This is a genomic window from Streptomyces sp. LN549, from assembly GCF_043203805.1.
Classification (GTDB): Bacteria; Actinomycetota; Actinomycetes; order Streptomycetales; family Streptomycetaceae; genus Streptomyces.
Window position 1 is genome coordinate 7,606,679 of the sequence record NZ_JAZHRI010000002.1, and the last position, 18,696, is coordinate 7,625,374.

Below are 18,696 nucleotides of genomic sequence, written 5' to 3' on the forward strand. Positions count from 1 at the left end.
GGCCGGAGCGCTTCAGAGGCGGCACCGTGGCCACCGGCGCCGGAAGGACGTCCGCGGTGAGCACGTTAGGACGCGTGCGCGGGCGCCCCCAGTGGGCACAAATGACGCCCCGGCGGCTGGTCACAAGTGCCCAGTGACGCAAAGGAGAAGCGCTGGCCACCATGGACGACGTCACCCGCCGGCAGTCCGGACGCCCGGAGCCGACTCCCCGAAGCGCTGCCGGACGCCTCCAAGGCGGCAGTGCCTTCGGCGACTCGATCAGGGCGGGGAACGTCCCGGATGACCGGCCCGATCGCAACGATCGCGGCCCCTTACGGTGTCGAGAGGAAAGCCGGTCGTGTACGTGCGTCACCAACCCCCGGAGAGCCCGCCCCACGCGGTTCTGAGCACCATCCCCTCGGACTCGCACACCTGGAACCTGCTGTTCCTCCAACTCACCCTGGAGGAACAGGGATGGGAGGTCACCAACCTCGGAGCCTGCGTCCCGGTCGACACCCTGGTCACCGAGTCCGCCACACGCTCCCCCGGCCTCATCGTCGTGAGCACCGTCAACGGGCACGGCGCTGAGGAGGCCCCCGCCCTGGCCCGCGCGGTGCGTGCCGAGCCCGCCCTGGCCCGTGTGCCCCTCGTCATCGGCGGCAAGCTCGGCACCGAGGGCGCCCTCGCCCCCGAAGCCCACACCGCGCTCACCGGGGCCGGCTTCGATGCCGTCCTCACCGGGCCGAGCGCCGTACCTCGGCTGCTCGCCCTGCTCGACTCCCTGTCGCGGCGCGGGCACGGAAGGGACTACGCCAATGCCGGCTGACCCCCTCCCCGGTGGCGCCTTCCACCGCTTCATGGACGCAGCCGCACGCTCCGGCGCCCTCGTCGTCCAGCCCCGCATGGGGTTCGCCGACCCCGCCAGGATGCGCGCAGGCCTGCTTGCCACCCGTGGCGCCGCAGCCACCACCGTCGGCACCCTCACCCTCGACAGCTTCACCCGGGTCGGTGACTACGAGGCCGCTGCCCGAACCGCTGCCCGGGGGCACCCGCTCAACGGCTACCCGCTCGTGACCATGCCCGTCGCCACCACCACCGCGCTGCTCGACGGCGTCCGCGCCGAGGGCTTCCCCGTCCAGGTGAGGCACGGCTCCGCGCAGCCCGGCCGCATAGTCGAGGCACTGATAGACGCCGGGCTCGACGCCACCGAGGGCGGCCCCGTCTCCTACTGCCTGCCCTACGGGCGCACCCCGCTGGCCACCTCCGTGCAGGCCTGGCGCGACGCGTGCCGCACGCTTGCCTCGCTCCGGGCATCCGGCGTCGAACCGCACCTGGAGACCTTCGGCGGCTGCATGCTGGGCCAGCTCTGCCCGCCCTCGCTGCTCATCGCCCTGTCCGTTCTCGAAGGGATGTTCTTCCGCCAGCACGGCCTGCGCAGCATCTCCCTGAGCTACGCCCAGCAGACCAGCGCGGAGCAGGACGAGGAAGCCGTCCACGCGCTGCGCGCCCTGGCCGCCGACCACCTCCCGGACACCTCCTGGCACGTGGTCGTCTACGCCTACATGGGTGTCTATCCAGAGACCAGACCCGGCGCGCTGGCCCTTGTCGCGGACGCGGCCCGGCTCGCGGTGCGGACCGGAGCCGCGCGCCTCATCGTCAAGACGGCCGCCGAGTCCGCGCGCATTCCCTCGATCGCGGAGAACGTCACGGCGCTGGAGACGGCCACGAGCGCCGCGCACTCCGCGCGGCGCACCGCACCACCGCCGTCCACCGGCGTCGAAGAGGAGGCTCGTGCTCTCGTGGAGGCGGTCCTCGGCCTGCACGACGACCTCGGGCAGGCCCTCATCCGGGCCTTCGCCCGCGGCTACCTCGACGTCCCCTTCTGCCTGCACCCCGACAACGCGGGTCGCACGAGCAGCGTCATCACCGAGCAGGGCCGGCTGGAGTGGTCCCGTACCGGATCGCTCCCGCTCGGCCCCACCGCCGTCGTGCACCGCTCCCGCCGCCTGACCTCGTCGGGGCTGATGTACGCGCTGCATCACGTCAAGACCCGCTACGACGCCCCCACCGGCTCACTCGCCCGAGCGAGCTGACCTCCCGCCACCCTCTTTCTCCGCAGCCCCCTTTCGGGCCGGTGAACCGTACGTCGACCGGACAAGGACCGACATGACACTCCAGATCGACCGCCCCCTGGCGTTCGCCGCCGCTCCCGCCCTGCCCTCGCCGCTGGAACACCTGCGCGACCCGCGCACCAGGGCGGCCCTGCGCATCCAGCAGGCCCTGGTCGCGGGCGCCCGCGCCTATCTGTGTGCCGACGACGCGGTGGAAATGGCCCATCCGATCATCGGCCCCGTCACCGACCCCGGCTCGCGCGGCGCCAAGCAGGTCGACGTCGACTACTACGGCCACCGCTACAAACTGATGACCAGCGCCATCCTCTACAAGCAGGCGTCCCTGCTGGCGTACGACCGCATCTTCCTCATCGCGCCCAACGTCCGCCTGGAACCCGTGGAGACCAGCACGACCCGTCGTCATCTCGCCGAGTTCCGGCAGATCGACGTCGAGTACGCGGGCGCCACCCGCGACGACGCCATGGACATCGCCGAGGGCCTCGTTCGCCACGCGGTCAACACCGTCGCCGACCGGTGCGAGGCCGAACTCGCCGTACTGGGACGCGATCCCGCCGCCCTGCGCCGCTTCGTCGCCCGGCCGTTCGCCCGGGTGCCGCACAGCGAGGTCGTCGAGCGGCTGCGCAGCGACGGTTACCCGCAGGCCGCCGGTACGGAGATCGAGTGGGAGGCCGAGGAGCGCATATCCCGACAGGCCGAAGCGCCGTTCTTCGTCGTGGGCTACCCGAAGGGCTCCCGGGGCTTCTACGACAAGGAGAGCCCGGACGACCCGGGCACCCTCCTCAACTTCGACCTGATCGCACCCGAGTCCTGCGGTGAACTGTGCAGCGGCAGTGAGCGCGAGAGCGAGTACGCCGCCCTGGTCACCCGGATGCGTGAGACCGGTGAGAACCCCGCCAAGTACGCCTGGTACCTCGATGTCGCCCGCCACGGAATTCCCCGGAGCGCGGGCTTCGGCATCGGCCTGGAACGCCTCACCCGCTGGGTGGCCGGCCTCGACTCCGTCTGGCAGGCCACCGCCTTCCCGAAGCTCGCGGGGGTCGTGTCCCCGTGACGTACCTGACCGCCCCTGGCCTGCCCGAGGACGCCATCCGCACGCGTGCCCGCGACGGAGCCGCCGCCGTCTTCCCACCGCTCGACAGCTACGGCACCTCCGTCTTCGGCGCGACCCGCGAAGAGGGCGACGAGATCGACGCCCTGCGCCTGGTCCCACCCGTCTTCATGCCCGGACGCCTCGCCGAACTCATCGACCTCGGACGAGAACCCCTCTACTCCGACGTCCGCCTCACCACCGCCCTCGGCGGTTTCGAGGCCCCCGTGCCGGTGTACGTGTCGGCCCTCGGCTCCACCCGTGTCGCCGGCACCAGCCTCGCCCTCAGCCGCCAGGCCGGACGGCTCGGCATCCCCATGGTCATCGGCGAGAACGTCGCCCCGATGAACGGCTTCCGCAGCAGCGGCGACGACCACCGCAAGGGCCTGCTGGAACGCATCCTCGCCTACTGCGAGGAACTGCCCGAGGGCATCGGCGGCGTCTGCGTCCAACAGAGCACCGAGGACGCCGACTCCGAGGTCTGGAACCACGTCTACAGTGACCCCGCCGTCTCCGGCCTCCTCAGCTCGGGCCGCCTCGGCTTCGAGATGAAGGTCGGCCAGGGCGCCAAGCCCGGCCTCGGCGGCCTCACCATGATCAGCGAGGCGGTCGCCGCCGACCTCGACGGGCAGTACGCGGTCGAACGCCTCGGCCCCGACGCCGCAGCGGTCCTGCGCTGCTCCAGCCCCGGTACCTTCACCGACGAGATCTTCCGCCGGCAGATCCAGCTCATGCGCAACAACTACCCGCGCGCCCGCTGCTGGGTGAAGCTCTTACCCGGCCGGGACGTCGGCCGTGCCGCAGCCATCGCCTGGGAGGCGGGCGCCCACGCCGTCACCGTCGACGGAGCGGAAGGCGGCACCGGCTGGGCCCCCACCGGCTTCCTCGGCCACGTCGGACTGCCGCTGGCCGAGTGCCTGCGCCGCGTAGACCCCGCCGACCGCACCCTGCTCGCCAGTGGACGCGTCTGGGACGGCATCCGCGCCGTCAAACTGCTCGCCCTCGGCGCCCGCGCCGTCGGCCTCGGCCGCGCCGCCCTGGTCGCCGCCGACGAGGACCCGGAACACGGACTCGAACGCCTCGTGGACGCCATGGCCCTGGAGATGCGCATGGCCGTCAGTTCGCTCGGCAGATACGCGGCGGACGAGACCGGCCCCGAGGACCTGTGGAGGCCCGAGTCATGATCTACGAGCACACCTACGAGCTGGTCACCGACGACGTCTTCGTCCGCCTGGCCCACATGGCACCGGGCGCCGACGTCTTCCTCAAGATCGAGGGTCTCAACCCGGCCGGCTCGGTCAAGCTCAAGACCGCCCTGAGCCTGGTCGAGGACGCCGAGCACCGCGGCGTCCTCACCCCCGGCGCCCGCGTCATCGAGTCGTCCTCCGGAAACCTCGGCATCGCCCTCAGCTCCATCTGCGCCACCAAGCGATACGCCTTCACCTGTGTGGTCGACCCCAACACCAACGCCACCAGCATCGACCACATGCGCGCCCTCGGCGCCGAGGTCGTCGTCGTGGACATCGTCGACCCGAACGGCGGCTTCCTCCAGTCCCGCATCGCCCACATCCGACGCCGCGTCGAGGCCGACCCGTCCATGGTGTGGCTCAACCAGTACGCCAACCCGGCCAACCCCCGCGCCCACTACGAGCAGACCGCGCGCACCCTGCTCAAGGAGCTCCAGCACGTCGACTACCTGTTCGTCGGCGCGGGCTCCACCGGCACGTTCGTCGGCTGCTCCCGCTACCTGCGCGAGTACTCACCGGACACCAGGATCGTCGCCGTCGACGCCCTCGGCTCCATCATCTTCGGCGCCCCGCCCGGACCCCGCCGCATCCCCGGCCTCGGCGCCAGCCGCGTCCCGGAGTTGCTCGAACCCGGCCTCGCCGACGACGTCGTGCTCGTCGCGGAGGAGGACGCGGTCCACGAGTGCAGGCTGCTCGCCCGCACCCACGGACTCCTGGTCGGCGGCTCCACCGGCTCCGTCCTGGCCGCGATCCGCCAGTACGCCGACGCGTTCCCCGCCGGCTCCCGCATCGCCGCGATCTCACCCGACCTGGGCGAGCGCTACCTCGGCACGGTCTACAACGACGCCTGGGTGGGACAACACCTCGGTGTCCTCGCCTGACCACCGTCCCGCACTCCTCCCACCCGCGAAAGGCACCCACCGATGTCGACTTTTCATGTGATCGACGGCACCGTCGCCCAGGACGTCATCACCTCCGCGCCGTCCGAGATCCTGGAGATCGTGCGGGACACGTACCTCCAGCACAGCCGCGGCGCCACCGTGAACCCCAACAGCTACTTCCTGCGCTTCCCCGACAACCCCGGCGCCCGCATCATCGCCCTCCCCGCCCACCTCGGCGGCGAAGCACCCGTCTCCGGCCTGAAGTGGATCGCCAGCTACCCGGAGAACGTCCGACGGAACCTTCCCCGCGCCTCCGCCGTGCTGCTCCTCAACGACGCGGAGACCGGCTACCCGTTCGCCTGTCTGGAAGCGTCCCAGATCAGTGCCGCGCGCACGGCTGCCTCCGCCGCGCTCGCCGTGGAGACGCTGGCCCCCGACGAGGCGCCCCGCACGGTGCTCTTCGTCGGTGCCGGCATCATCGGCCGCACGGTCTCCGACTTCCTCGCGGCCCGTGGCCTCAACGTCCGTGAGTGCCTCGTCCACGACCATGTGGGCGCGTACGCACAGAAGTTCGCCACATACGCGTCGGACACACACGGCTGGCGGGCCAGAGCCGTCACCGGGATCGACGAGGCCCTGGCCGCCGCCGACCTGGTGATACTCGCCACCACCGCGCCGGCGCCCTGGCTGACGGACAGACAGACCCTGCAGTCGGGCCAGCTCATCCTGAACCTGTCCCTGCGCGACATCCATCCCACGGTCATGATCAAGTGCCACAACGTCCTCGACGACATCGACCACTGCCTCACCGCCGAGACCTCGCCCCACCTCACGGAGACGGAGTACGGCACCCGTGACTTCATCGACGGCACCCTCGCCGACGTGCTGCGCGGCACAGTCACCCTCGACCGAGACCGGCCCACCGTCTTCTCCCCGTTCGGCCTCGGCGTCCTGGACCTGGCCGTCGGCTGCCATATCTACCGGACCGCCCTGGAGAGCGGCCGCGCCACCGACGTACCCCACTTCTTCCCCGAGTTGACCCGGTGGTGACCTGACCGCCGCGCCCCGGCGTCCTTCGCCCCGGTCCCGGGTTCCCTTCGCTGCTGGTCGGAGGGAACCCGGGACCGGGGCGTTCCGGCGTGTGCGGGCATGCGTGAGGCGGGCGGAACACGGAAGTCGCCCCAGATCGACGAGACGCCCCCGAGGCCCTGCCCGGCGACGGAACTCCGGCGCGTGACACCGGGCGGGCGGGCCCGCCACGGACAGGGACATCGGGGCGACGGCCCGCACCCGTCCGCGGGCCTCACCCGGTGCCGTTGTGGTTCTCCTGGAACGGGTGAGCGATCCGGAGGTGTGCCGCCCCGCCCCCTGCGATGGTGCGGAACGTCCGTCGAGTACCACGAATGCTCCTGGCGGCAAAGAGCCGCCCCCCGCGTGAGCGGGGGGCGGCTTCGGTCGTGCGGACCAGCCGGCTGTCAGGCGGGCAGCAGCAGTGGGGTCTCGTGGTCGGTGCCGCCCCTCCCGGCCTCCCGAACCGCCGCGGCCTCCCCTACCGCCGCGACCAGCACGGACAGCTGCTCGTCACCCTTCACCATCTCCATGTGGCGACCCGGTATCGGACGGATGTCCAGGCCCAGCGGATAGAGCCCGCTCCAGTGGGCGACGTACCGAGCGTGCGGCACCTCGTCGCCGCTTTCGTCGCGCACGGTGTCGCTGACGAACAGCGTCGCGGGAGCCGCCGAGCCTCCGGGCCGGTAGGCGGCGAGCGAGCGCACCTCGGCTTCCAGGACCGGGTAGGGCAGCCACTCATCGAGCGTGATCGCCGACTCCTCGATGTTCATCTCCGGAGCCAGACCCTTCATCTCCCGCTCTGTGGAGGCACGTTGGGTGCCGGTCTCGCCCTGGCCCCTCTGCCACAGGCCGTCCACCCGGCGGTACACCTCGGCGTGCCGACGGAACCGTTCCTGCTGGTCGTCCCCGGTGACCGCCGGCTCCAGCAGAAGCAGGGCGGCCACCGCCTGCGGGTCGGACACACCCATCGCGTGCGCGATCACCGCGCCGGTCGACCAGCCGAGGATCGTGCACGGCCCTTCCGGCTGCACCCGGCGGATCTCCCGCCAGTAGCGGTCCGCGATGGCCTCGAACCCGAAGAGGGGCGACTCAGCCGCGTTCAGCCCCGGTGCCTGGACGCCGTACACGGTGAACGCTCCCGCCAGACGCTGCGCGAGCGCGCGGTACGGATGCGTGCTGCCACCACCGGGGTGCACGCAGAACAGCCGGGGAAGAGAGGGGTCGGCCTCGGCCGACAGCTGGACGACCAGCCCGCCGGACCCGGTCTCGGCCTCCTTCTCCGGGGTGTCCAGCACGGCGGCCAGACCGGCCACCGTCGGATGCCGCATGATCTGCTGGAGGGTGACCTCCAACCCGGCCTCCCGGATCCGCGACGCCACACGCACGGCGCTGATGGACTGCCCGCCGAGCTCGAAGAAGTTGTCGTGGATGCCGATGGTGTCGATGCCGAGGATGTCGCCCCATATCGAGGCGAGTGTGCGTTCGGTGTCGGTGCGGGGGGCGGTGTAGGTGTTGGCGAGGTCGGGGCGTTCGGGCCCGGGTGCGGGGAGGGCTTTGGTGTCGATCTTGCCGTTGGGGGTGAGGGGGAGGTGATCGAGGGTGACGTAGGTGGTCGGGAATCATGTAGTCGGGGAGCTGGCGCTGGAGGTGGGCGCGGAGTTCGCTGGCATTCGTGCTGGTTCCGGCTGTGTTGGTGATGTATGCGGTGAGTTGTTTGTTGCCGGGGGTGTCTTCGCGGAGGGTGATGGTGGTGGTGTGGATGTGGGGGTGGGTGTGGAGGGCGTTTTCGATTTCGCCGAGTTCGATGCGGTAGCCGCGGAGTTTGATTTGGTTGTCGATGCGGCCGATGAATTCGAGGGTGCCGTCGGGGCGCCAGGTGACGAGGTCGCCGGTGTGGTAGGTGCGGGGGTCGGTGGGGGTGTGGAGGGGGTTGGGGGTGAAGCGTTGGGTGGTGAGGTCGGGTCGGTTGTGGTAGTTGCGGGCGAGGCAGATGCCGCCGAGGAGTGCGTGTCCGGGGATGCCGATGGGGGCGGGTTGGTTGTGGTGGTCCAGGACGTAGGTGGTGGTGTTGGTGATGGGTTGGCCGAGGGTGGTGGTGTGTCCGTTGGGGTCGGGTGTGGTGGTGAGGCTCATGACGTTGGCGACGGAGCCTTCGGTGGCGCCGTATTCGTTGCTGATGGTGGTGTGGGTGGTGCTGGTGTCGAGGAGTTGGGCGACCAGGCCTGGGGTGAGGTTTTCGCCGCCGGCGACGAGGGTGGTGATGTGGTGGGTGGCGTGGTGGGTGGTGAGGTGGGCGGCGAGGATTTCGAGGTGGGAGGGGGTGGCTTTGAGGAAGCTGATGGGGGTGTTGGTGAGGATGAGGTCGATCGCGGCGTCGAACGCGGTCTGACCGGGTTGTGTCTGGGGGATGGCGAGTTGGGTGCCTTGGATGAGGGGGAGGAAGAGGGCGGTGATGGTGAGGTCGAAGGTGACGGAGGAGTAGAGGATGGTTCCGATGCCGTCGGGGTTGGTGACGGGGTAGTTCTGGTTGCACCAGTGGAGGTAGTTGACGACGCCGCGGTGTTCGAGGGCGACGCCTTTGGGGCGGCCGGTGGAGCCTGAGGTGTAGATGATGTAGGCGAGGTCGTCCGGTGAGGCCAGCGGTGCGGGATTGTCTGCGGGGCCTTCGGGCCAGTGGGTGTCGGTGAGGAGGTGGGGGGTGCCGTTGGGGAGCCGGTCTGTGTGGTGTGTGCTGGTGATGATGAGGGGTGCTTGGGCGTCTTCGATCATGTAGGTGATGCGGTCGGTGGGGTATTCGGGGTCGAGGGGGACGAAGGCGGCGCCGGCTTTCATGATGCCGAGGAGGGTGGCGATGAGGTCGGGGGAGCGGTCGAGGCAGACCGCGATCAAGGTGTCGGGGGTGATGCCGGTGGCTCGGAGGTGGTGGGCGAGCTGGTTGGCGCGGGTGTTGATCTGTGCGTAGGTCCACTGTTCGTCGCCGTGGGTGACGGCGATGGCGTTGGGGTCGGTGGTGACGCGGTCCTCGATGAGGGAGTGGATGGTCGCGGTGTCGGGGTAAGGGCCGGTGACCCCGTTCCAGTCGACGAGGATCTCCTGCCGCTCCCGCACCGTCAGCATGTTCAGCTCCGCGATGCGCGCCGCGGGAGCCGCCACGACGGACTCCAGCAGGGTGCGCAGGTGACCGGCCATCCGCTCGATCGTCGCCGCGTCGAACTTGCTCCGGTCGTAGACGAATCGGAACTCCAAGGCGCTGCCCGCCGACGCGACCAGGGTGAGCGGATAACCGGTGCGCTCCACGCAGTTGACCAGGCGGCGAGTCAGCCCCTCTGGGAAGTCCGACGGCTTCTGAACCACCGGGTAGTTCTCGAAAACCAGGATGGACCGGAACAGCGGCTCCCCGCGGGCGATGCTGCTGTGCTTCTGAACATCGACCAGGTGGCAGTACTCCCACTGCCGCATCTCCAACTGCTCGTCCTGGAGGTCCCGCAGCCAGCCCGCGACCCCCATCTCACCCGTGAGCCGGCCGCGCACCGGCAGCGTGTTGATGAACAGCCCCATCATCGAGTCCACGCCCGGCAGGTCGATCGAGCGGCCCGAGATGGTCGAACCGAACAGCACTTCGTCGCGGCGGCTGTAGCGGGAGAGCAGGATCGACCACAGCCCCTGCACCAGGGTGTTCATCGTGATCCGCTGGGACCGGGCGTAGTCACGGGCCTGCGCGAACAGATCGGAGGAGGCGATCACTTCGAACTCCCCAACCCCCGTCTTTCCGGTGTCCCGGTCCACGTGCAGGTCGGTCGGCTCGGTGACCCCCGCCAGATACTTCGTCCAGAAATCGGCCGAGGCATCGCCCTGCTGGGCGTTGAGCCACTCGATGTAGCGGCGGTACGGAACGGGTTTTGGCAGGGCGGCGGTTGTGCCGTCGAGCAGGGCGCGGTAGAGGGCGAACAGCTCCTTCTGGAGGATCTGAACGCTCCACCCGTCCAACAGGATGTGGTGGAACGACCAGACGACAAAGCGCCGTTCCTCTGCCGTCCGCAGCACGGTCACTCGCACCATCGGCGCCCGCGACAGGTCGAACCCGCGCTCCCAGTCCTCCGCCAGGAAGGCGTCCAGTCGCTGTTCATGGTCGGGCAGGCCGCGCAGGTCCCGAATCGCGAAGGGCACGGGGGCCTGGCGCTGCACCACCTGCACCGGTTCCGACACGCCCTCCCAGACGAACGCGCTCCGCAGGATCGAGTGCCGATCGACGAGCTGCTGCCACGCCTGTCCGAACAGTGCGTCGTCGAAGGGGCCTTCGACCTCTTCCGTCATCTGCACCATGTACGGGCGCGTGTCGGACGTGTCCTCCAGCGAGTGGTACAGCATCCCGAACTGCAGGGGCGAGAGCCCGTAGACGTCTTCCACGTTGTGCGTGCTCATATCGAGAACCTCTTCAGGATCGCGGCCATGTCGGTGTCACCGATGTCGGTGAGGGGAACGCCGGGGGTGGTCCGGCGGGAGTCGGCGGCGCCTTCGGCGCTGCCGGCGATCAGTGCGCGCAGGTGGCCGATCACTCCCGCGGCCAGCCGCTCGACGGTCTGCCGGTCGTGCAGCGACGTCGAGTAGCCGACGTACACCCCGAACGTGTCGCCCTCGACGGCCGCGGTCACGTCGAGGACGTTCCAGCGCATGCCGTCGGGACTGATCGAGTGGCCCTTGGGCTCGTTCGCGGGGGCGTACCGGCCGATGCCGGGGAGGTCCCGGCTGAACTGCCCCAGGTAGTTGAAGTTGACCTCCGGGACCGGCTGCCGGCCCAGGACGGACGCTACGTCGGGCGCCCCCAGATGACGCAGGATGCCGTAGCCGACGCCCTTGTTCGGGATCCGCTCCAGCTGTTCCTTGACGGAGTCGAGCGACGCAACCGGACCGGCGCCGGGCGCCAGCCGTAGCGCGACGGGGAACACGGACGTGAACCAGCCGACGGTACGCGACAGGTCGACGTCGGGAAACAGATCCTCGCGGCCGTGCCCCTCCAGACCGATCAAGGTCTCGTCGTCGCCGGTCCAGTCCCGCAGCGCCTGCGCGAGGGCGGTGAGCAGCGCGTCGTTGATCTGCGTGCTGAAGGCGCGAGGTACGTCCCTCAGCAGGGCGCGTGTCTCGTCGGGTGTGAGGGTCACCGCGACGGTGGACGCGGAGCCGAGGTCGTTGTGCCCGTCCCGGTCACGCGGAACCTGCCCGCCGGGCTTCGCCTCCGCCCAGTAGGCGAACTCGGCGCGTGCCGGCTCCGACTCCGCGAACGCGCGCAGCCGTTCCGCCCAGGCCCGGAAGGAGGTCGTCTTCGCCGGCAGCCGCGGTGCCTTGCCGGCGGCGCGCTGCTCGTAGCAACTGCCCAGGTCCTCCAGGAGGATCCGCCAGGACACACCGTCGACGGCCAGGTGGTGTACGGCGATCAGCAACCGCTGGCCCCGCGTCGCCCCCAGCTCCAGCAGGGCGCACCGGATCAGAGGGCCCTTCGCCAGGTCGAGGCCTCGCTGGGTCTCCTCCGCGATCCCGAGCGACACCGAGTTCAGGGCGTCGGCGGCGATGTCGGACAGGTCGTGGACGTCGAGGATGCCGGTGTCCACCGGCTCGTCCAGGAACTGGCGCCAGCCGTCTTCGCCGCTCTCGCACCGCAGGCGCAGAGCGTCGTGGTGTTCGACCAGGTCGGTCAGCGCCAGACGCAGGACATCGGGGTCCAAGGCGTCGGTGACCAGCAGCTCGGCCTGGTTGAAGTGGTCGAACGCAGGTAGTTCCTTCTCGAAGAACCAGTGCTGGATCGGCGTCAGAGGTACGTCGCCCACCACGCGCCCCTGCTCCGCGTCGACCAGCGTGGTCGCGCCGGCGTGGACCGCGATCTCGACGATCGTCTGATGCTTGAAGATCATGCGCGGCGTGAGGTGCAGGCCGAACTTCTTCGCCCTGGCGATCATCTGGATGCTGATGATCGAGTCGCCGCCGAGCTCGAAGAAGTTGTCGTGGATGCCGATGGTGTCGATGCCGAGGATGTCGCCCCATATCGAGGCGAGTGTGCGTTCGGTGTCGGTGCGGGGGGCGGTGTAGGTGTTGGCGAGGTCGGGGCGTTCGGGCCCGGGTGCGGGGAGGGCTTTGGTGTCGATCTTGCCGTTGGGGGTGAGGGGGAGGTGATCGAGGGTGACGTAGGTGGTCGGGATCATGTAGTCGGGGAGCTGGCGCTGGAGGTGTGCGCGGAGTTCGCTGGCATTCGTGCTGGTTCCGGCTGTGTTGGTGATGTATGCGGTGAGTTGTTTGTTGCCGGGGGTGTCTTCGCGGAGGGTGATGGTGGTGGTGTGGATGTGGGGGTGGGTGTGGAGGGCGTTTTCGATTTCGCCGAGTTCGATGCGGTAGCCGCGGAGTTTGATTTGGTTGTCGATGCGGCCGATGAATTCGAGGGTGCCGTCGGGGCGCCAGGTGACGAGGTCGCCGGTGTGGTAGGTGCGGGGGTCGGTGGGGGTGTGGAGGGGGTTGGGGGTGAAGCGTTGGGTGGTGAGGTCGGGTCGGTTGTGGTAGTTGCGGGCGAGGCAGATGCCGCCGAGGAGGGCGTGTCCGGGGATGCCGATGGGGGCGGGTTGGTTGTGGTGGTCGAGGACGTAGGTGGTGGTGTTGGTGATGGGTTGGCCGAGGGTGGTGGTGTGTCCGTTGGGGTCGGGTGTGGTGGTGAGGCTCATGACGTTGGCGACGGAGCCTTCGGTGGCGCCGTATTCGTTGCTGATGGTGGTGTGGGTGGTGCTGGTGTCGAGGAGTTGGGCGACCAGGCCTGGGGTGAGGTTTTCGCCGCCGGCGACGAGGGTGGTGATGTGGTGGGTGGCGTGGTGGGTGGTGAGGTGGGCGGCGAGGATTTCGAGGTGGGAGGGGGTGGCTTTGAGGAAGCTGATGGGGGTGTTGGTGAGGATGAGGTCGATCGCGGCGTCGAACGCGGTCTGACCGGGTTGTGTCTGGGGGATGGCGAGTTGGGTGCCTTGGATGAGGGGGAGGAAGAGGGCGGTGATGGTGAGGTCGAAGGTGACGGAGGAGTAGAGGATGGTTCCGATGCCGTCGGGGTTGGTGACGGGGTAGTTCTGGTTGCACCAGTGGAGGTAGTTGACGACGCCGCGGTGTTCGAGGGCGACGCCTTTGGGGCGGCCGGTGGAGCCTGAGGTGTAGATGATGTAGGCGAGGTCGTCCGGTGAGGCCAGCGGTGCGGGGTCGGTGGTCGGTCCCTGGGGCCAGTGGGTGTCGGTGAGGAGGTGGGGGGTGCCGTTGGGGAGCCGGTCTGTGTGGTGTGTGCTGGTGACGATGAGGGGTGCTTGGGCGTCTTCGATCATGTAGGTGATGCGGTCGGTGGGGTATTCGGGGTCGAGGGGGACGAAGGCGGCGCCGGCTTTCATGATGCCGAGGAGGGTGGCGATGAGGTCGGGGGAGCGGTCGAGGCAGACCGCGATCAAGGTGTCGGGGGTGATGCCGGTGGCTCGGAGGTGGTGGGCGAGCTGGTTGGCGCGGGTGTTGATCTGTGTGTAGGTCCACTGTTCGTCGCCGTGGGTGACGGCGATGGCGTCCGGGTCGGTGGTGACGCGGTCCTCGATGAGGGAATGGATGGTCGCGGTGTCGGGGTAGGGGCCGGTGACCCCGTTCCAGTCGACCAGGATTTCCTGCCGCTCCCGCACTGTCAGCATGTTCAGTTCGGAGAGGCGGGCGTCGGGGGTGGCCGCGACGGAGGCGGCAAGTGTGCCGAGGTGGCCGGCCATCCGCTCGATCGCCGCCCGCTCGAACAGATCCGTCCGGTACTCCAGCGCTGCCAGCACCTCGCCGCCCGACTCGGCCGCCGTCAGCTGGAGGTCGAACTTCGCGTCCTGGCCGCCCACCCCGACCTGCTCGACCTCGAGGCCCGGCAGACTCCACGCATCCCCGTCCGGAGTGTTCTGGAAGACGAACATGGTCTGGAAGAGCGGATTGCGCGACAGGTCGCGGTTCGGCGCAAGTTCGTCGACGAGGCGCTCGAAGGGCAGGTCCTGGTGGTCGTACGCGCCCAGAGCCGTGTCCTTCACGCGGTCGATCAGCTCGGTGAACGTAGGGTCCCCGGACAGGTCCGTCCGCATCACCAGCGTGTTGACGAAGAAGCCGATCAGGTCTTCGGTCTCGGCGCGGTTGCGGCCCGCTATGGGCGTCCCCACCGCGATGTCGTCCTGGCGCCCGTAGCGGGCCAGCACGATCTGGAACAGCGAAAGCAGCGTCATGAAGAGGCTCGCTCCGTGCCGTCCCGACGACGCCCGCAACTGATCCGCGACCTCGGCCGGCAGCGCGAAGTACACGGTGTCGCCTGCGGCGTCCTCGCGCTCGGCAAGGCGACCGTGCTGCGTGGGCAGTTCCAGCACCGGTAGACCGGTCAAGCGCTCACGCCAGTAAGCCAACTGCGATTCCAGGAAGTCGCCGGTGAGCTGTTCCCGCTGCCAGACGGCGTAGTCCGCGTACTGCACCGCGAGGTCCGGGAGATTCGCCTCGCGATCGGCCAGCGCCGCCGTGTACAGCTCACGCAGTTCCCGCGCCAGGATGCCGGAGGACCACCCGTCCGAGACGATGTGGTGCAACGTGACCAGCAGGTACTGGTCGTCCTCCGCGACAGGGACCAGGTCCACGCGCAGGAGCCGTCCTCCGTCCAGTTCGAACGGGCGCCGCGCCTCCGCTTCCATGACCTCCTGCGCGGCTCGTGCCCCGTCTCCGAGGGTGGCGTCGGCCTGGACGTGGTGCACCACCGGGGTGACCGACCACGGCGCGTCCACCACCTGCGAGGGGCGTCCGGAGTCGTCGGTGACGAACCGGGTCCGCAGGATCTCGTGCCGTGCCACCAGGCCGGTGAACGCCGTACCCAGGGCGTCGGCATCCAGCTCGCCCCGTATGCGCAGGGCGAAGGGCACCAGGTACTCGGCGCTGCCGGGCGTCAACTGGTCCAGGAACCAGAGACGTTGCTGGGCGAATGACAACGGCAGCGAAGCGTCGGTACGGTCCACCGGTACGAGCGGAGCCTCATCGGCCGTCGCCGTCAGCTCGCGCATGGCCGCTGCCAGGGTCGCCGGGGTGGGCGAGGTGAAGATGGTGCGGACCGGGACGTCGATGCCGAGCTGCCGGCGCAGCCGGGACGTCACCTGCGTGGCAAGCAGTGAATGCCCGCCGAGCTCGAAGAAGTTGTCGTGGATGCCGATGGTGTCGATGCCGAGGATCTCGGACCAGACGGTGGTGACGACGTGCTCGGCAGTCGTGCGCGGGGCGACAAAGGTGGCGTCGAGGTCCGGTCGGTGGCTGTCGGGTGCGGGGAGGGCTTTGGTGTCGATCTTGCCGTTGGGGGTGAGGGGGAGGTGATCGAGGGTGACGTAGGTGGTCGGGATCATGTAGTCGGGAAGCTGCTGCTGGAGGTGGGTGCGCAGTTCGTGGCTGGTGGGGGTGGGGGCCCCTGGTGTGTTGGTGATGTAGGCGGTGAGTTGTTTGTTGCCGGGGGTGTCTTCGCGGAGGGTGATGGTGGTGGTGTGGATGTGGGGGTGGGTGTGGAGGGCGTTTTCGATTTCGCCGAGTTCGATGCGGTAGCCGCGGAGTTTGATTTGGTTGTCGATGCGGCCGATGAATTCGAGGGTGCCGTCGGGGCGCCAGGTGACGAGGTCGCCGGTGTGGTAGGTGCGGGGGTCGGTGGGGGTGTGGAGGGGGTTGGGGGTGAAGCGTTGGGTGGTGAGGTCGGGTCGGTTGTGGTAGTTGCGGGCGAGGCAGATGCCGCCGAGGAGGGCGTGTCCGGGGATGCCGATGGGGGCGGGTTGGTTGTGGTGGTCCAGGACGTAGGTGGTGGTGTTGGTGATGGGTTGGCCGAGGGTGGTGGTGTGTCCGTTGGGGTCGGGTGTGGTGGTGAGGCTCATGACGTTGGCGACGGAGCCTTCGGTGGCGCCGTATTCGTTGCTGATGGTGGTGTGGGTGGTGCTGGTGTCGAGGAGTTGGGTGACGAGGGTGGGGGTGAGGTTTTCGCCGCCGGCGACGAGGGTGGTGATGTGGTGGGTGGCGTGGTGGGTGGTGAGGTGGGCGGCGAGGATTTCGAGGTGGGAGGGGGTGGCTTTGAGGAAGCTGATGGGGGTATTGGTGAGGATGAGGTCGATGGCGGCGTCGAACGCGGTCTGTCCGGGCTGGGTTGTGGGGATGGCGAGTTGGGTGCCTTGGATGAGGGGGAGGAAGAGGGCGGTGATGGTGAGGTCGAAGGTGACGGAGGAGTAGAGGATGGTTCCGATGCCGTCGGGGTTGGTGACGGGGTAGTTCTGGTTGCACCAGTGGAGGTAGTTGACGACGCCGCGGTGTTCGAGGGCGACGCCTTTGGGGCGGCCGGTGGAGCCTGAGGTGTAGATGATGTAGGCGAGGTCGTCCGGTGAGGCCAGCGGTGCGGGATTGTCTGCGGGGCCTTCGGGCCAGTGGGTGTCGGTGAGGAGGTGGGGGGTGCCGTCGGGGAGCCGGTCTGTGTGGTGTGTGCTGGTGATGATGAGGGGTGCTTGGGCGTCTTCGATCATGTAGGTGATGCGGTCGGTGGGGTATTCGGGGTCGAGGGGGACGAAGGCGGCGCCGGCTTTCATGATGCCGAGGAGGGTGGCGATGAGGTCGGGGGAGCGGTCGAGGCAGACCGCGATCAAGGTGTCGGGGGTGATGCCGGTGGCTCGGAGGTGGTGGGCGAGCTGGTTGGCGCGGGTGTTGATCTGTGTGTAGGTCCACTGTTCGTCGCCGTGGGTGACGGCGATGGCGTCCGGGTCGGTGGTGACGCGGTCCTCGATGAGGGAGTGGATGGTCGCGGTGTCGGGGTAAGGGCCGGTGACCCCGTTCCAGTCGACGAGGATCTCCTGCCGCTCCCGCACTGTCAGCATGTTCAGTTCGGAGAGGTGGGCGTCGGGGGTGGCAGCGGCGGAGGCGGCAAGTGTGCCGAGGTGGCCGGCCATCCGCTCGATCGCCGCCCGCTCGAACAGATCCGTCCGGTACTCCAGAACAGCACGCAGTCCGTCCGGTGACTCGACCGCCGTGAGTGTCAGGTCGAACTTGGCCACACCCCGCTCGATCTCCACCGGCTCGACGTCCGTGCCCGCCAGCGCCCAGGCCTCGCCGTCGGCGCTTCCCGGCGCCTGAAGGACGAACATGGTCTGGAACAGCGGATTGCGCGACAGATCCCGCTCCGGCGCCACCTCCTCCACCAGCCGCTCGAACGGCAGGTCCTGGTGGTCGTACGCGCCCAGAGCCGTATCCTTCACGCGGTCGATCAGCTCGGTGAACGTCGGGTCGCCGGACAGGTCCGTCCGCATCACCAGCGTGTTGACGAACAACCCGACGACGTCCTCGATCTCGGCCCGGTTGCGGCCCGCGATCGGGGTGCCCACGGCGATGTCGTCCTGGCGGCAGTAGCGGGCCAGCACGATCTGGAACAACGACAGCAGCGCCATGAACATGCTCGCGCCCTGTCGCCCCGCAGCCTTCCGCAGCCCTTCCGCGACCTCGTTCGGCACGGTGAAGGTCACCACGTCGCCGGTGCCGCTCATGTGTGCCGGACGCGGGTGATCGGTCGGCAGCTCCAAGGGCGTGGAGTGGGCGAGACGCTCGCGCCAGTAACCGAGCTGCCGCTCCAGGGCCGGTCCCGTGAGCTGATCGCGCTGCCAGGAGGCGAAGTCCGCGTAACGAACAGGTAGTTCCGGGAGCGTGGGCTCGCGCTCGGCCAGGGCCGCGGCGTACAGCTCACGCAGTTCGCGCGCCAGGATGCCGGAGGACCAGCCGTCCGACACGATGTGGTGCACCGTCAGCAACAGGTAGTGGTCGTCCTCCGCGAGACGTACGGCGTCCGCCCGCAGAGGCCGGCCCGTCGTGAGGTCGAAGGGGCGGGTCGCCTCGGCGCGCAGCACCTCCTGGCCGCGTTCCTCGGCGTGGGCGTCGCCCGTCAGGTCGTGCACCGTGACCTCGACCGGCCAGGGCGCGGTGATCACCTGCCGCGGTGTGCCGTCGTCGTCCGCCGGGAAAGCCGACCGCAGCACCTCGTGCCGGGCCACCAGGCCGGACAGAGCCGTCTCGAGTGCCGAGACGTTCAGCGGACCCCGGACACGCAGTGCCATCGGCACCAGGTAGTCGGCGCTTCCGGGGGCCAGGCGGTCCAGGAACCACAGCCGCTGCTGTGCGAACGACAGCGGCAGCGGTCCGTCGGCCTCACCGGCACCGCGTACGATCCGGTCCGCGTCCGCTCGCCGTCGCATACGGGACAGCAGCCGCGCCTCGATCGAGTTCTCGCCCAT

General features: G+C 69.3%; 8 protein-coding genes and 1 pseudogene. 6 read left to right on the forward strand and 3 right to left on the reverse strand.

Annotated features, from left to right (window positions below; all coding sequences use genetic code 11):
- The first annotated feature begins 343 nt into the window (after window positions 1–343).
- The 6 genes from SH922_RS33935 (at window position 344) to sbnB (ending at window position 6,376) form a co-directional block, all read left to right on the forward strand.
- Window positions 344–805: a cobalamin B12-binding domain-containing protein gene (locus tag SH922_RS33935; RefSeq protein ID WP_393062386.1), complete on the forward strand. Its 462-nt coding sequence runs from the start codon at window positions 344–346 to the stop codon at window positions 803–805.
- Window positions 795–2,072 (forward strand): methylaspartate mutase, encoded by a 1,278-nt coding sequence (locus tag SH922_RS33940; RefSeq protein ID WP_393062387.1) that lies wholly within the window; start codon window positions 795–797, stop codon window positions 2,070–2,072. Before SH922_RS33935 ends, SH922_RS33940 begins: the two co-directional genes overlap by 11 nt.
- A 73-nt stretch (window positions 2,073–2,145) precedes the next feature.
- The gene (locus SH922_RS33945; protein WP_393062388.1) at window positions 2,146–3,162 is read left to right on the forward strand and encodes an asparagine synthetase A; all 1,017 of its coding nucleotides are present in this window, start codon (window positions 2,146–2,148) and stop codon (window positions 3,160–3,162) included.
- Window positions 3,159–4,382, forward strand: coding sequence for a glutamate synthase-related protein (locus tag SH922_RS33950; protein WP_393062389.1), 1,224 nt, complete (start codon window positions 3,159–3,161; stop codon window positions 4,380–4,382). Before SH922_RS33945 ends, SH922_RS33950 begins: the two co-directional genes overlap by 4 nt.
- On the forward strand, window positions 4,379–5,326 hold the full coding sequence (sbnA, locus tag SH922_RS33955; RefSeq protein WP_306084180.1) for a 2,3-diaminopropionate biosynthesis protein SbnA: 948 nt from the start codon (window positions 4,379–4,381) through the stop codon (window positions 5,324–5,326). The genes SH922_RS33950 and sbnA overlap by 4 nt, the downstream gene beginning before the upstream one ends.
- 42 nt (window positions 5,327–5,368) lie before the next feature.
- On the forward strand, window positions 5,369–6,376 hold the full coding sequence (gene sbnB, locus SH922_RS33960; RefSeq protein WP_393062390.1) for a 2,3-diaminopropionate biosynthesis protein SbnB: 1,008 nt from the start codon (window positions 5,369–5,371) through the stop codon (window positions 6,374–6,376).
- Between the two features lie 425 nt (window positions 6,377–6,801).
- On the opposite strand, the gene SH922_RS33965 is transcribed toward sbnB, so the two are convergent.
- The 3 genes and pseudogenes from SH922_RS33965 to SH922_RS33975 all read right to left on the reverse strand — a co-directional run bounded on the left by SH922_RS33965 (window position 6,802) and on the right by SH922_RS33975 (window position 18,696).
- Window positions 6,802–7,962, reverse strand: coding sequence for an alpha/beta fold hydrolase (locus SH922_RS33965; protein ID WP_393063760.1), 1,161 nt, complete (start codon window positions 7,960–7,962; stop codon window positions 6,802–6,804).
- A gap of 247 nt (window positions 7,963–8,209) precedes the next feature.
- Window positions 8,210–10,819, reverse strand: a pseudogene (locus tag SH922_RS33970) (amino acid adenylation domain-containing protein); the annotation flags it as partial.
- The gene (locus tag SH922_RS33975) at window positions 10,816–18,696 is read right to left on the reverse strand and encodes an amino acid adenylation domain-containing protein (protein WP_393062391.1); all 7,881 of its coding nucleotides are present in this window, start codon (window positions 18,694–18,696) and stop codon (window positions 10,816–10,818) included. The gene SH922_RS33975 and the pseudogene SH922_RS33970, both read right to left, overlap by 4 nt.